The organism is Parvibaculum lavamentivorans DS-1 (genome assembly GCF_000017565.1).
In the GTDB taxonomy this organism is placed as follows: Bacteria; Pseudomonadota; Alphaproteobacteria; order Parvibaculales; family Parvibaculaceae; genus Parvibaculum; species Parvibaculum lavamentivorans.
The window spans coordinates 1,597,843-1,611,257 of record NC_009719.1; the positions used below are offsets into that span (position 1 = coordinate 1,597,843).

Consider the following 13,415-nt stretch of genomic DNA (forward strand, 5'->3'; position numbering starts at 1 on the left):
AAGACCATGAGCAACGCAGTCGGAAAGATCGCCCAAGTCATCGGCGCCGTCGTGGACGTCACGTTCACCGACAACCTGCCCGCCATTCTGAACGCGCTCGAGACGACCAATGGCGGCAATCGCCTCGTCCTCGAGGTCGCGCAGCATCTTGGCGAGAACACGGTCCGCACCATCGCGATGGACACCACCGAGGGTCTGACCCGCGGTCAGGAAGTCCGCGACACGGGCAATGCCATCACGGTGCCGGTCGGCGAGGGTACGCTCGGCCGCATCATCAACGTCATCGGCGAGCCGGTGGACGAAGCAGGCCCCGTGAAGCATGAAGCGCGCCGCGAAATCCATCAGGAAGCGCCGTCCTTCGTCGAACAGTCGACGGAAGCGCAGATGCTCGTCACCGGCATCAAGGTCGTCGACCTGCTCGCGCCTTATGCGCGCGGCGGCAAGATCGGCCTCTTCGGCGGCGCCGGCGTCGGCAAGACCGTGCTCATCCAGGAGCTCATCAACAACATCGCGAAAGCGCATGGCGGCTATTCGGTGTTCGCCGGCGTCGGCGAGCGTACGCGCGAGGGCAACGATCTCTATCACGAGATGATCGAGTCCGGCGTGAACAAGGATCCGAACGAAAACAACGGCGACACGACCGGCTCGAAATGCGCCCTCGTGTTCGGCCAGATGAACGAGCCGCCGGGAGCCCGCGCCCGTGTCGCGCTGACCGGCCTCACCGTCGCCGAGCATTTCCGCGACAAGGGCCAGGACGTGCTGTTCTTCGTGGACAACATCTTCCGCTTCACGCAGGCGGGCTCGGAAGTGTCGGCCCTTCTCGGCCGTATTCCTTCCGCCGTGGGCTATCAGCCGACGCTCTCCACCGACATGGGGGCGCTGCAGGAACGCATCACCACCACCACCAAGGGCTCGATCACGTCCGTGCAGGCCATTTACGTGCCCGCCGACGACTTGACAGACCCGGCGCCCGCCACGTCCTTCGCTCACCTTGACGCGACGACCGTGCTTAACCGCGCGATCTCGGAAAAGGGCATCTATCCCGCCGTGGACCCGCTCGACTCGACAAGCCGTATTCTCGAGCCGCGCGTTGTCGGCCAGGAGCATTACGACACCGCGCGCCAGGTGCAGGAAATCCTGCAGCGCTACAAGTCGCTCCAGGACATCATCGCCATTCTCGGTATGGACGAGCTCTCCGAAGAAGACAAGCTCGTCGTCGCCCGCGCCCGCAAGATCGAGCGTTTCCTGTCGCAGCCCTTCTTCGTCGCCGAAGTCTTCACCGGCACGCCGGGCGTCCTCGTCGACATCAAGGACACGATCAAGGGCTTCAAGGGTCTGTGCAACGGCGACTACGATCACCTGCCGGAAGCGGCCTTCTACATGGTCGGCACGATCGAGGATGCGGTCGCGAAGGCCGAGCGTCTCGCCAAGGAAGCGGCGTAATCCGCTTGGTATTTCGACCGGGTAAGGTAAGGACACATGGCTGAGAAGCTGAATTTCGACCTCGTGTCGCCGGAACGGCTGCTCTTTTCAGGGCAGGTCGACATGGTGGTGATACCCGGTTCCGAGGGCGACATGGGCATCATGGCGGGCCACGCGCCCGTCATGTCGACGCTCCGCCCCGGCATCATCGAGGTCGAGAATGAGGGCGCGCCGCGTCAGCGCATTTTCGTGCGCGGCGGTTTTGCCGAGGTGACGCCTGCCGGCCTCACGGTGCTTGCCGAGTTCACGGTACCGCTTGCCGATCTCGACGCGACGGCGCTCGACCGCGAAATCGCCCTTGCCGACAAGGACGTGGCGGACGCGAAGAACGACGACAAGCGCCAGTCCGCGCTGGAAAAGCTCGACCACCTGAAAGAGCTTCGCCACACGGTCTGAGCATTCCATCCCTTCCTGCCACCCTCCCCCTGTGGGAGGGTCAAACGGCTGAAAGCCGTTTGGGGAGGGGTCGCGGCGCTGGTCGAAACCGCCACCGGTAGCGCGTTCAGCCGGGCGGGGCAGAGACCCCTCCCCGAAGTTTGCTTCGCTGCGCTCTCAAATTTCGACCCTCCCACAGGGGGAGGGTGGCAGAAGCGGACTTTCCCGCTGCGGCAATCGGCCCTTTGCCGGGTCTTAAACCCGCCGCTCTTCCCGATTATATTGTTATTGTCACAAATGCCGGGCGCGCCCGGCACCGGATTTCGCGAACGGGATTTGCTCATGAGCCGTCACTGGACGCTTGACGACATCAGATGGCAGGATTTCGACCCCTCGAAGGTCGATCCGGACATTCTGCGTGCCGTGAAGGCGGCCGCGATGGTCGAGTTCAATGCCCCCGACTACGTCACCTATCTCTGCAACGTCTTTTCGGATCGTCCGGACGTCAAGGAAGCGATCCATAAATGGGGCGGGGAAGAAGTGCAGCACGGGCAGGCGCTTGCGCGCTGGGCGGAGCTGGCCGATCCGGGCTTCAGCTTCGAGGAGGCATTCAGGCGTTTCCGCGAAGGCTATTCCATTCCGACCGACGCCATTGAAAGCGTGCGTGGCAGCCGCGGCGGTGAGCTGATCGCGCGTTGCGTGGTCGAAAGCGGCACCTCCTCCTATTACACCGCCATCAAGGATGCGACCGACGAGCCGGTGCTGAAGCAGATCGCGGCGAACATCGCGGCGGATGAGTTCCGCCACTACAAGCTCTTCTACGATCAGTTCAACGATCTCGGCGAAACGCCGCCCTCGATCCTCGACCGTATCCGCGTCGCGCTTGGCCGCGTCTCGGAAGCCGATGACGACGAACTTGCCTGCGCCTATTACGCGGCCAATACGCCGGCAGATGGCAGCGTGCCCTATGAGCGCGAACTCTTCGCCATGGCTTACGAGAAGCGCGCCCTCGGTCTCTATCGCCGTCAGCATGTCGAACGGCTGATCTCGATGGTTGGCAAGGCGGCGGGCCTCAAGCCGCATGGCGCGTTGATGCGCGCGGTCTCCTCGCTTGCCTGGCGCTATTGGCGCTTCCGCAACTGGAAGCTCGCCCGCGCTGCCGTTTGAGCGGCGGCAGGCTGATCGTCAGGAGGCGGAGCTTGCCGCCGCCACCTCTCCGACATCCTCAATATCGCCGACATAAAGCAATGTCGCCTCGCCGGCCTCGCTTGCGCCTGCAAGCGCCGGTGCAGCGGCGCTTGATGTCGAGCCGAGCACCGCGCCGCGCTTGATGGTGTCGCCACGCGCAACGGCGATGCCGCCAAGTCCCGCCACCGTTATCCGTCCCTTGTCGCCCGTCTGCAGGATGACGACGCCGAGATAGCCCTTGAAGCTCCCGGCATAAAGAACCGTCGCATCGCTTGGGCTTCCGACTTCGCAGCCGGAGGGTACGGACACGACGCGGCTCGCCTCGCCGCCGGCGGCTGTGTCGCGCGAGCCGCCGACATATTTCGGCAATGATTTCACCCAGACGCCGTCTATGCGTGTGCTGGCCGCGCCGCTCGCGTCGATCATGCAGCGCGGCTCCGTCTGAAGATCCGCGACAGGTTTGCTCGCGGGTGCGGCGGCAAGCAGCAGTTCAGCAGGCGCCGCCTCGCCTGTCATCACTTCCTCTTCCTGCTCGTCGCCGCTGTCATTCTTCTTTCCGCGCGGTCCCTTCTTTTCCTCCCGCGTTTCCGCCGCCCCGGTGGCGGCGAGCGCCTCTGCGCTCAGCGTCTGCGGTTCGATGAAGCTTGCAAGGTCGGCGCAGTAATCCGCAAAGGCGTTGCCGCTGATGGAAGGGCTTTCGCCGCGCAGGCATTCGTGAAGATCGGCAACGGCAAGAAAGGGCGGGCGCGGAAGCGGCAATGGCGCTTCCTCTCCGGCCGCAAGCGCATAGCTGCCGCGCAGAAGCTTCGCGGTCATGTTGCGTGCGTCATCGTCAATCGCGATGAAGGCGGCGAGCATGGTGGCGAGTATCGGAGCTATGCGGCGCATGGGTCTTACATCCTCCGGATGCAATCTCGCGGCCTCTGACTGCGTCTCGCGCGTCATCCACCGGCGTACCCCGCCATCCGCATTCTGCGACGCAACCAGTGAGAGTTCCAGCAGAATCTGGCTTCGCCACGATTCATTACAATGCCCATACAAATATTTGCTTCAGGCGTGGAACCTTTGGAGCTATAAAGGATTTCGTTGTTCGGGGCACGGCACTGTCAGGTATGTATGCCTTTCTCAGCGACACGCGATGCGGAAGCCTATTGGCGTACGCGGTACGGACTTCCGCCAGGCGCGCAGAGACAGCCATCCGGGGCTCGCCGCCGCAATCATCCTTTTCGTCTTCCGGCATTCCGTTTCCTTTCGCCGCGTCGTCCGCGTATGCGGTTGTGGATCGCCGGGCTTTTTCTTGTCGTTACCGGCATCGCCGTCCTTCTCCTCTCCTTCGGCAGCGTTGACGAACCGGCGAGCGCGAATGCCGTGACCGCCTCGAATGCCGTCGCGGATGGTGCCGCCTCCGATGCACCTGCCGCCGCCGAAGCGGATTTCAGCGTGCTTCTTTCGGAGTTTTCTTCCGCACGCGAAGCGAGCCTGATCGCGCTTGAAGGCTATCTCCTCACCGATGGCGAAGGCTTCCGGCAGGAATGGCTCGATGCCACTGTGCGGCTGCAATCCGCAACGGATGCCATCGAGCGCCGCTCCACCACATGGAAGGATGGGCGCCGGCTCGTCCAGCTTGTCGAGATGAAGCGGGTGGTCGGGCAGATGATCGGCGAACAAAGCGCCGTCGCCGCGATCATTGGCACGCCAAATCGCTATCCGGGCCTGCAACTCTTCAACGAAGATGTGCGCCCCGCGCTTGGCGAAGCGCAGGCGATATCGGCGGAGGTGCTGAATGCCATGCTCGCGGATTCCTCGCCGGAAGATGCGGTCGCCATAGATCCGGTCGCCCGCTTGCGCGGCGATCTTGAAGATCTGCGCACCGCGCTTCTCCAGCATATTCCGCTTAGCGGCGAGGAGCCGCCATTTGCCTTCGACACCGGCAGCTTCGATATGTTGCGCGAGACGATCCGCAACGTCCGCGACACGGCTCCCGCCGCCGCGCAGCCGAAGATCGACCGGCTGGTTTTCCTGGTCGCGAGCGCCGAGGAAAAACTGCAGCGCATCTTCGCCCTCCGCGAAAGCCGGCGATGGGACTACGCGGAATACGCCTTCAAGACGCGGGCGATGCCGCTTGTCGAAAAGCTTCGCGAGATCATCGCGGAGTGGGAGAGGGCGGCGTGAGTTTGGCGCGGGCGGGGACAAGTTTTCGCGCGGCGCGTGAAAATATATTTATCCCCGGCCGCTTGTCCTCCCCCTCCGGCCCGAGGGCTGGCGTGTGGAAGCGGGGATAAGCGGCTCACTCTCCGCCTGCGGAGAGCCTCGAAAGCAGTCGCCACGGTCTTTGTGACGGTTCGGTGACAGTTCGATGACAGTCGGGCCTGTTACGGAGAATTTCAGCCCTCTTGCGGCACCGCGAAAGGCGCGAATTCCCGCACCAGCCGCTCGTAAACACTGCGCTTGAAAGGCACGATCAGCTCCAGCAATTCCTCGATCGGAACCCATGTCCATTCGCTGAATTCCTGATGATCGTCGGCTGCAATGTCGATGTCGGAATCCTCGCCGGTGAAGCGCATGGCGAACCATTTCTGCTTCTGTCCGCGATACTTTCCCTTCAGCGCAATGCCGACAAGATGCGGCGGCAATTCGTAGGTAAGCCAGTCCTTCGTCTCGCCGACGATCTGCGCTTTGTCCGTACCCGTCTCTTCCATCAGCTCGCGCCGTGCCGCTTCCTCCGGGCTCTCGCCTTCGTCGATGCCGCCCTGCGGCATCTGCCATGTCAGCGTGCTTCCTGTGTCGACTTCCTGTATCCGGTTGCCAACCCAGACAAGTCCTTCGCGGTTGATCAGCATGATGCCGACGCAGGGCCGGTAAGGCAGCGTCTCCGGTGCGACCGGTTCCTTCTTGTCGCTGTGGCGCGGCATTCTTTCGCTCTTTCCGTTTGCTATTCGCGTGCGATGGCGGTTACCGGCACAAGAACATAGCCGTCGTTCCGCAATGTCTTCGCCCATTCCGCAAGCGCATCGACCGTGACAGGAAAGCCCGACGCCACGCCGACGGCACTTCCCGTTTCGCTCGACGTCTTCTCCAGCATGTCGAGCGACGTCGCAATGACTTCGGGGTTCTGCACCGGATCGATGATGCGCGTCGCCTGTACGGCGGGCATGCGGCTTTCGCCGGCAAGCTGCGGCGCAAGGCTTCTCGCGGATGCGCCATTATCGACATAGAGAAGTCCGCGCGCTCCGAGCGCCGCGACGACGGGCTTGAGCGCCGTCGCAGATGTCGTGAAGCGCGCGCCTTGATAATTCATCACGCCCGCATAGCCCGAGAAGCGGCTCATCAGCCATTCTAGCCGTTCAATGTTTTCCTTCGGCTGAAGGCTCGTCAGAAGCGTGTGGGGGCCGGGGTCGTTTTGCGGATAGCCGAAGGGCTCCATCGGCAGCTCGAGCAGGACTTCATGTCCCGCCGCGCGCGCCCTGTCGATCCAGCCTTGAAGGCCCGTGCCATAAGGCGCGAAAGACAGCGTCACTTCCGGCGGCAGCACATCGATCGCATGCGACGTCGCGCTTTCGCTGATGCCCATGCCGCTCACGACAAGCGCGATGCGCCGGTCTGTCGGCGTGCCGTCCGGCACAGGCCGCGCATAGACCTGCCACGCCTTGCGGCCATCGGCGGCAATTTTCGGAAGCGGTCCTTGCGCGGTTTTCTCGACGAGGGCGGGATCGGGAACGGGTGCGAGTTTTATTTCGGCGGGCTCGGCCAGCGGCGTTTCGCGTCCGCCCGATACGCTTTCCGCGCCGACGATCTTCACTTCGTCCGCCACGTCGGCGTCGATGCCCCGGTCGATGCCGTTGTTCAGGTCGCGCGCCGCATCGAGCAACGCTCTCTCATCCGGGCTGAGTTCGTCGGGGTCGAGGTCGAGGGGTGGCGTCTCGCCTTGCGGTTCATCCTGCGGCGGGGCGGGCGTCTCCATGCCGGCCGGTTCCTCCGCCTGCGGAGGAGCAGCGGGCTCCTCCACAGGTTCTTCCGGCGCCAGGGCCACATGGACCACGGGCTCGCCCGCCAGCCGGTTATCGGAGAAGTAAAGCCAGCCGAGCGTGCCGGTCCAGGCGAGCGCCACAAGCGCCGCGGCAATCAGCAGCAGGCGTGGACGGTAGCGTCCGTCGCCGTCCTCTGGCCCGCTCTCGTTCGGGCCGGAGCCTGTCGCCGCTATCTTCGCCACCATGTTTGCAAACTGTCTCCGGCGCTTGCGGAGAGCCTCAGTTGGCCATCGCGCTCGATGTCCTGCCGCCAAGATACGCGGCATCCTTGCGCGCACCGTTCAGGAGATCGATCGCGTAAAGAAGCTGCTTGTCGTCTTTCTTGTCCTTCGGCACGAAGCTGTCGGAGCCGGCCATCTCATCGCCTTCTTCGGCGGCCAGATGCCCGGGCAGCGTGGATTCGCCGATGCTGGTCTGCTTCTTCTTCTCTTTTGCTTCGGGGTCCGTCTGGGTCACGATGATATCGGGATCGATGCCCTTCGCCTGAATGGAGCGGCCGGCCGGCGTGTAGTAACGCGCGGTGGTGAGGCGCAGCGCGCCGTCGGAGCCGAGCGGGATGATCGTCTGCACGGAACCCTTGCCGAAGGAGCGGGTGCCGAGCACAGTCGCGCGGCGATGGTCCTGCAATGCACCGGCAACGATTTCCGATGCACTCGCCGAACCGCCATTCACGAGAACGATGATCGGACGGCCATTGGTGATGTCGCCGCTGCGCGCGTTGTAGCGCTGCGTGTCTTCGGCGTGGCGGCCGCGCGTCGATACGATTTCGCCGCCGTCGATGAAGTCGTCGCTCACCGAAATGGCCTGGTCGAGCAGACCGCCCGGATTGTTGCGCATGTCGAGGATGAAGCCCTTCAGCCGCGACGGTCCGATCTGCTTGGAAAGATCGGAGATCGCCTGTTCGAGCAGGTCGGATGTCTGCTCGTTGAATGAGGTGATGCGGATATAGCCGATGTCGCCCTCGCGATTGTACTTCACCGACTTGATGGTGATGATGTCGCGCTTGAGCTTGACGTCGAAGGCTTCTTCCTCGCCCTTCCGGACGACAGTCAGCGTAACCTCGGTATCGACCGGCCCGCGCATCTTGTCGACCGCGTCGCTCAGTGTCATGCCGAGGATCTGCGTGCCGTCGATATGCGTGATGTAGTCGTTGGGGCGGAGGTTCGCGCGGCTGGCCGGCGTGTCGTCGATTGGCGTCACCACCTTAACGACGCCGTTTTCCATCGTGACCTCGATGCCGAGGCCACCGAATTCGCCGCGCGTCTGGACCTGCATGTCGCGGAAGGTCTTGGGCGTCATGTAGCTCGAATGCGGATCGAGTGAGGTCAGCATGCCGTTGATGGCATTTTCGACGAGCTTGGCGTCATCCGTCGGCTCGACATAATCCGCACGCACGCGCTCGAACACGTCTCCGAAGAGATTGAGCTGGCGATAGGTATTGGAGTCGCTGGCGGCGTATGCCGGCGTGTCCAGGAAACCCTGCTTCATGCCGATAACGGCAGCGAAGGACAGGAAGGTACCGACCGCAAAGCCAGCGAAGACGGACTTGTTCATTTAACCACGTGCCTTCTTGTCACTCATCAACAGCCATGGGCGAGGATCGATCGGATCACCGTCCTTCCGGAACTCTATGTAGAGTGCCGGCCCGTGACCTCCAATCCCGTCCCGCTGCGGCGAAGTATCCTGTGCAGCCAGATCGTTCCGGGCAGCCGACCGGCCCATCGTGCCGATCGGTTCTCCAGCGAGGATGCTTTGACCTACGACGCAGTCAATGCCCGACATGCCCGCCAGCAACACATGGTAGCCTTCACCGACCGATATTATCAAGAGTTGCCCGTAGTGCCGGAACGGACCCGCATAGGAGATTCTCCCGTCAAATGGGGCAACAATTTGTGCATTTTGTCTCGTCACGAGGGTTAATCCCTGGGCGCGGGCCCCGGCCGCGTCCCGGCTGCCGAAGGTCTGCACGATCGTTCCGGCCGCCGGCGGTCTTATCAGGCCCTTTGCGTCCGAAAAAAGACGCGAAGACGGCATGACCGGAGGGCTGGAGGGTGGCCGTAAAACACTGGCAACCTGCGTCTGTGGCTCCGGTTCGGCGGCAGGGGCCCTGGAAGGTTCAGGCTCAGGGCGTGCCGGTTCAGGACGAATGGCGGGCAGCCGCGCGGCGGCGCTGGCTTCCAGCCTTGCGATGAGGTCCGAAATGTCCGTCGCCTGTTTCGAGAGCCTCTCTGCCGTCTCCTGTTCACCTTCGGCCTCTTTCGCGAGCTTGCTGCTTATGACGAGTTTGCGGTCGTGCAGCGCTTCCAGTTCGCGGCGTTCTTCCTCGAGCGAGGCTTGGGCGGTGCCGAGCGTTTCCCGCTCGCTCAGGATGTCTTCACGCAGCGCGGCCAGTTGCTCCAGCCGGTCGCGGAGGTCGGTGGCCTCCGTCTGAAGCTCGGGCACCACGGCGCCGAGCAGCAGCGCGCTTCGGATCGAGGCCAGGGCGTCGTCGGGGCGCACGGCGAGCGCGGGAGGCGGGTGCCTGTCGAGCCGCGTCAGCGCCGCCAGCAGCTCCGCCATCTCGTCGCGCCTGCGTTCGAGCTGCGCGGCGATCACGGCCTCGGCACCCTTCAGCCCCTGCAGCCTTTCCTCCGAGGCCGACACCTCGGCTTCGTAGGCTTGGACGCGGGCGGCGGCTTCGATCAGCTTGCCGCGGACTTCGTCGGCTTCCTGGCGGGCGGCGGCGGCTTGCGCCTGCAATTCCTTCTGCCGCTCGCGGCTTGTATCGATCTGCCGTTGCAGCTTGTCGAGCTCGCCGGGTTCCATTGTCTCGGCTTGCGGCGCATGGAGAGGGATCGCGAAAAGGCCCGCCGCCAGAAGGAGCGGTCCGAGCCTTCTATGAGCGCGCTTATGCACTGATCCGGTCTGGGACGGAGGTGGCGATGAGCGAGCGGCCCGTCATCTCGCGCGGTGCGCTCTGGCCTAAAAGGTGAAGCAGCGTCGGCGCGACATCCGCAAGCGTTCCGTCCTGCAATTCGAGCCCTTTCGGACCGCCGATGATGATGAGCGGGGCGTCGGATGTCGTCGTGCCACGCCATGCTCCGCCGGTCTCGGGATCGAGCATCATCTCCGCCTTGCCATACATGCCGCAAAGCACGAGCGTGCCGCCGCGCTTGTCGACTTGAGCTGCGATCTTTCCGAGGCATTTGTCGATGGCTTCGATCGCCTCCACCGTCGCGCGGATGTTGCCGGTGCGGCCCAGTATGGCTGCATTGGAGAAATTGGCGGTGATTACATCGTGTTCGCCCTTTTTCAGGGCGGCCAGCAATTCTTCGGTGATCGCGGCGGAAGCGAGTTCCGGCTTCTTTTCCGCCTGGGCGAGCGGCGGCGTATCGGTGACGAGCACGGTTTCGCCCGGGAAAAGTGCTTTTGCGCCGCCGCGCGCGAAGTTCCAGAGGCTGGCTTCCGCTGCCGTCTCGGTCAGCGTGAGCTGGCTGAGGCCCGCCTGCGCGATCGTTTCCGCAAGGCTTCCCTTGAAGCTCATGGCCTCGAAAAGCGGCTCCACCTCGGCGCCGAGAGGCGATGCCAGCCGCACCAGCGAGTAGACGCCGCTCAGAGAAGGCGCTTTCGCAGCGAGGCCTGTGGCGGCGGGGTCGATCAACGCGCCGAGAAGGCCATGCGCCTGGTCTGCCTGAAGATTGACGAGAAGAATGGCATCGTCCTGCCGGATGCCACGATAAGAGGAGGCAATGGACGGCGGTATGCGGTCGTCATTCACGCCCTTGCGGTAGCACTGATCGAGATAGGCGGTGGGATATTCCGTATACGGTGCTTCAGCATTGGCGAGGGCCCGCCATGCGGCCGCGATGGCGGCGGGGTCGGAAAGGTCGTCGAAGCCGAAGCTTCTTCCCATTACGCTGCCGAGCTCCGCGTTCTCAGCGCCTGCTATGTCGTCGAGGAATTCCGAAAGATGTTCGATCCCGCTCTGGGCGCGGGTGTCCTGGCCGTCCATCACGGCATGAACCCAGACCTTGACGCCCTCATGGCTGAGAAGTGCGGCGAGCACGGCAAGATAGCGCTGATGGCCGGAAATGCCCGAAGGCGTCATCGTGCCGATCAGGTGAACGGCCCCGCCCAGCGGACGCACGCGGGAGATGAGATCACGTAGAACCGGATGCGCGGCAATATCCGCGGAGCCGTCATGTTGAAAGGCGGGAGTAATGCGCGCGGCCGGCGGTTCTATGGGCCGTCCAGCACCGAGTGCCGCGTAGCCGGCCTGCGCATAGCCTGGTTTCCCCGAAGGCAGGCCCACAGCCTCGCCGGACGCCCTCAGCAGACTTTGCGGGGAAGCCGCCGCGAGGCGGTCATATATGCGTGTGCGCGCTGTCGCGAGCGCATTGCCTTCGCGCTCCGTCCGGACACCCCAGCCGTCCAGCAAGACAAGGACAAGAGGTCGAACGCCGGTCATTGCAGCCATGATAATCTTGATAATCCGCGAGCCAGTAAAAGCGGCTCGAATCGCCGCGCTCATCTGCGAGCGATATTGAAAACTAGTGCAAGCGCCGCAACGTGTCCACTTGCGCGCGCATGCCGTCGCGGTTCCCTTTCAGGCGCGATGATAGGGGTGGCCGGAGAGTATCGTTACGGCACGGTAGAGCTGCTCCGCGAGCATGACGCGGACCAGCATATGCGGCCATGTCATTGCGCCGAAAGCCATCACATGGGACGCCCGTTCCCGCAGCGCAGGCGCAAGGCCGTTTGCACCGCCGATCAGGAAAGCGAGGTCGGCGGCGCCGCTGTCGCGCAATGTTCCGATCCGTTTGGCGAAGGCTTCGCTCGTCTCGATGCGGCCCCGCTCGTCGAGCGCGATAATGAGTGCGCCCTTCGGGATGGCCGCGAGCAGAAGTTCCGCTTCCCGTTCCATCAGCTCCGAGCCTTGAAGGCGGCGCTTCTCTTCCACCTCGCAGACCGGCAGCGCGGAAATGCCGATTCCGCGTCCTGTGGCGTCGAGGCGCGAGATGTAATCGTCGAGAAGATGCTTTTCAGGTGCGGCCTTCAGCCGGCCCACGGCGCAGATTTGGACGCGCATATTCCCCCGTCCGGCATGGCGCCGGCCAATTGCGGACGCGGAGAGAAGTGCCGGCGTCGTCTGAGGGGGCTATTGCCTCAGACGGCCAGCTGGTCGGCCGGAATATCGGCGGACCACATTTTCTCCAGTCTGTAGAACTCGCGTACTTCGGGCCGGAAGACATGGATTATCACGTCTCCGCCGTCGATGAGCACCCAGTCCCCTTGTTTCATTCCTTCGACCTGGGACGTGCCGAAACCCGCCTCTTTCAGGCGGCGCACGAGATGGTCGGCTACCGCGCCGACATGGCGCTGCGACCGCCCGCTCGCGACCACCATGTGATCGGCGATAGGTGTCTTTCCGGTCAGATCGATGGAAACCACGTCTTCGGCCTTGTCTTCGTCCAGGCTCTCGAGCACGAGAGCGAGCATCTCCGAAGATTTGCCGGCATCGGCCTTTTTCGCCTTTTCGGCGGTGGCCTTCTCACTGGCCCTTGCGGGCTTTGTCCTTTCGGACTTGAGGACCTTGAGGTCCGGTGACTGTCTGTTCAGGAACAGGCTCCTTGTTTTCGCATACCGCACATTTACCACTGCCAGCCCACACACGCGCCGACACCGATAGAATAAGGCTCAATATGCCTCAATTCAATGACGGTATTGGAAAAGCGCGGTGACGATGCAGTTTTACCGCAACGACCAGCCGCCACGCTCTCTGATCGATGTCGCCGACTGGCTGCTTTCGGGCCCGTCGAGAAATGCGAGCGCAGGCGCCGTGAGCAAAGGCAGAAGGGCGGCGTCCGTCGCATCGAGGGTGACGTCGCGCAATGCTGTGGCGGCGGGCGACAACCGTGCCTTCAGCGTGAAGCCAGGGCGCGGATAGACGGCAATGGGCACGGTCTGGACGATGTCCCGCCAGCGGGCCCAATGCGGCAGCTGGATCAGATTGTCGGCTCCCATCAGCCAGACGAACCGGATTTGCGGAAAACGCGATGTGAGGGCGGCGAGCGTGTCGACGGTGTAGCGTGTGCCGAGCCGTGCTTCGATATCGCTGACGCAGATGCGGGGGTCGCGCGCCATCTTCTCCGCCGAGGCGAGGCGGCGGTCGAAGGAAGCCATGCCGGCATCGGATTTCAGCGGATTTTGAGGCGATACGAGCCACCAGACCCGGTCGAGTCCAAGCGCGCGCAAACACATCCGCGTTACATGCAGATGCCCTTCATGGGCGGGATTGAAGGAGCCGCCCAGTAGCCCGACCTTGAGCCCCGGCGTCAGCAGCTCGCGGCGTGCCACGCGGCG

The 13,415-nt window shown here is 63.6% G+C and carries 13 protein-coding genes; 4 read left to right on the forward strand and 9 right to left on the reverse strand.

Translation table 11 applies throughout. From position 1 onward, the window contains the following. Positions 1-6: 6 nt before the first annotated feature. The 3 genes from atpD (at position 7) to PLAV_RS07430 (ending at position 3,024) form a co-directional block, all read left to right on the forward strand. Positions 7-1,443 carry a F0F1 ATP synthase subunit beta gene (gene atpD / locus PLAV_RS07420; RefSeq protein ID WP_012110366.1) on the forward strand — a complete coding sequence of 479 codons (1,437 nt, stop codon included), beginning with the start codon at positions 7-9 and terminating at the stop codon, positions 1,441-1,443. Positions 1,444-1,479: 36 nt separating this feature from the next. Continuing rightward, entirely contained in the window at positions 1,480-1,878 is a 399-nt protein-coding gene (locus tag PLAV_RS07425) for a F0F1 ATP synthase subunit epsilon (RefSeq protein ID WP_012110367.1), read from the forward strand. Between the two features lie 321 nt (positions 1,879-2,199). Continuing rightward, positions 2,200-3,024: a ferritin-like domain-containing protein gene (locus PLAV_RS07430; RefSeq protein ID WP_012110368.1), complete on the forward strand. Its 825-nt coding sequence runs from the start codon at positions 2,200-2,202 to the stop codon at positions 3,022-3,024. 18 nt (positions 3,025-3,042) lie between these two features. Here the strand turns inward: PLAV_RS07430 and PLAV_RS07435 are convergent, their stop codons facing one another. Beyond that, a complete protein-coding gene (locus tag PLAV_RS07435) occupies positions 3,043-3,933 on the reverse strand; it encodes a peptidoglycan DD-metalloendopeptidase family protein (protein ID WP_041535896.1) in 891 nt (296 codons plus the stop codon). Positions 3,934-4,314: 381 nt separating this feature from the next. Between PLAV_RS07435 and PLAV_RS07440 the strand changes: the two genes are divergently transcribed. Next, the gene (locus tag PLAV_RS07440) at positions 4,315-5,217 is read left to right on the forward strand and encodes a hypothetical protein (RefSeq protein WP_143710185.1); all 903 of its coding nucleotides are present in this window, start codon (positions 4,315-4,317) and stop codon (positions 5,215-5,217) included. 212 nt (positions 5,218-5,429) lie between these two features. On the opposite strand, the gene PLAV_RS07445 is transcribed toward PLAV_RS07440, so the two are convergent. The 8 genes from PLAV_RS07445 to PLAV_RS07480 form a co-directional block, all read right to left on the reverse strand. Next, positions 5,430-5,957, reverse strand: a complete 528-nt coding sequence (locus PLAV_RS07445) for an RNA pyrophosphohydrolase (protein ID WP_012110371.1) — start codon at positions 5,955-5,957, stop codon at positions 5,430-5,432. A 20-nt stretch (positions 5,958-5,977) separates the two neighbouring features. Then, entirely contained in the window at positions 5,978-7,258 is a 1,281-nt protein-coding gene (locus tag PLAV_RS18810; RefSeq protein WP_012110372.1) for a divergent polysaccharide deacetylase family protein, read from the reverse strand. Between the two features lie 34 nt (positions 7,259-7,292). Then, positions 7,293-8,627 carry a S41 family peptidase gene (locus PLAV_RS07455; protein ID WP_012110373.1) on the reverse strand — a complete coding sequence of 445 codons (1,335 nt, stop codon included), beginning with the start codon at positions 8,625-8,627 and terminating at the stop codon, positions 7,293-7,295. Further along, a complete protein-coding gene (locus tag PLAV_RS07460) occupies positions 8,628-9,878 on the reverse strand; it encodes a murein hydrolase activator EnvC family protein (protein ID WP_049767734.1) in 1,251 nt (416 codons plus the stop codon). It abuts the gene before it with no gap. Positions 9,879-9,960: 82 nt separating this feature from the next. Further along, a complete protein-coding gene (locus PLAV_RS07465) occupies positions 9,961-11,529 on the reverse strand; it encodes a 2,3-bisphosphoglycerate-independent phosphoglycerate mutase (protein WP_041535898.1) in 1,569 nt (522 codons plus the stop codon). A 129-nt stretch (positions 11,530-11,658) separates the two neighbouring features. Further along, positions 11,659-12,141: a 23S rRNA (pseudouridine(1915)-N(3))-methyltransferase RlmH gene (rlmH, locus tag PLAV_RS07470; RefSeq protein WP_012110378.1), complete on the reverse strand. Its 483-nt coding sequence runs from the start codon at positions 12,139-12,141 to the stop codon at positions 11,659-11,661. 77 nt (positions 12,142-12,218) lie between these two features. Continuing rightward, complete coding sequence (gene rsfS / locus PLAV_RS07475) at positions 12,219-12,701, reverse strand: ribosome silencing factor (RefSeq protein WP_425357297.1); 483 nt, start codon at positions 12,699-12,701, stop codon at positions 12,219-12,221. A gap of 102 nt (positions 12,702-12,803) precedes the next feature. Continuing rightward, the gene (locus PLAV_RS07480; protein ID WP_012110380.1) at positions 12,804-13,409 is read right to left on the reverse strand and encodes a nicotinate-nucleotide adenylyltransferase; all 606 of its coding nucleotides are present in this window, start codon (positions 13,407-13,409) and stop codon (positions 12,804-12,806) included. Between the last annotated feature and the right edge of the window lie 6 nt (positions 13,410-13,415).

Bases quoted from the DNA above. Each gene is read 5' to 3' on its own strand.
- PLAV_RS07445 (WP_012110371.1), bottom strand. From the start codon at position 5,957: ATGCCGCGCCACAGCGACAAGAAGGAACCGGTCGCACCGGAGACGCTG.
- atpD (WP_012110366.1), top strand. From the start codon at position 7: ATGAGCAACGCAGTCGGAAAGATCGCCCAAGTCATCGGCGCCGTCGTG.
- PLAV_RS07455 (WP_012110373.1), bottom strand. From the start codon at position 8,627: ATGAACAAGTCCGTCTTCGCTGGCTTTGCGGTCGGTACCTTCCTGTCC.
- PLAV_RS07460 (WP_049767734.1), bottom strand. From the start codon at position 9,878: ATGGAACCCGGCGAGCTCGACAAGCTGCAACGGCAGATCGATACAAGC.
- PLAV_RS18810 (WP_012110372.1), bottom strand. From the start codon at position 7,258: ATGGTGGCGAAGATAGCGGCGACAGGCTCCGGCCCGAACGAGAGCGGG.
- PLAV_RS07440 (WP_143710185.1), top strand. From the start codon at position 4,315: ATGCGGTTGTGGATCGCCGGGCTTTTTCTTGTCGTTACCGGCATCGCC.
- PLAV_RS07435 (WP_041535896.1), bottom strand. From the start codon at position 3,933: ATGCGCCGCATAGCTCCGATACTCGCCACCATGCTCGCCGCCTTCATC.
- PLAV_RS07465 (WP_041535898.1), bottom strand. From the start codon at position 11,529: ATGGCTGCAATGACCGGCGTTCGACCTCTTGTCCTTGTCTTGCTGGAC.
- PLAV_RS07425 (WP_012110367.1), top strand. From the start codon at position 1,480: ATGGCTGAGAAGCTGAATTTCGACCTCGTGTCGCCGGAACGGCTGCTC.
- PLAV_RS07430 (WP_012110368.1), top strand. From the start codon at position 2,200: ATGAGCCGTCACTGGACGCTTGACGACATCAGATGGCAGGATTTCGAC.
- rlmH (WP_012110378.1), bottom strand. From the start codon at position 12,141: ATGCGCGTCCAAATCTGCGCCGTGGGCCGGCTGAAGGCCGCACCTGAA.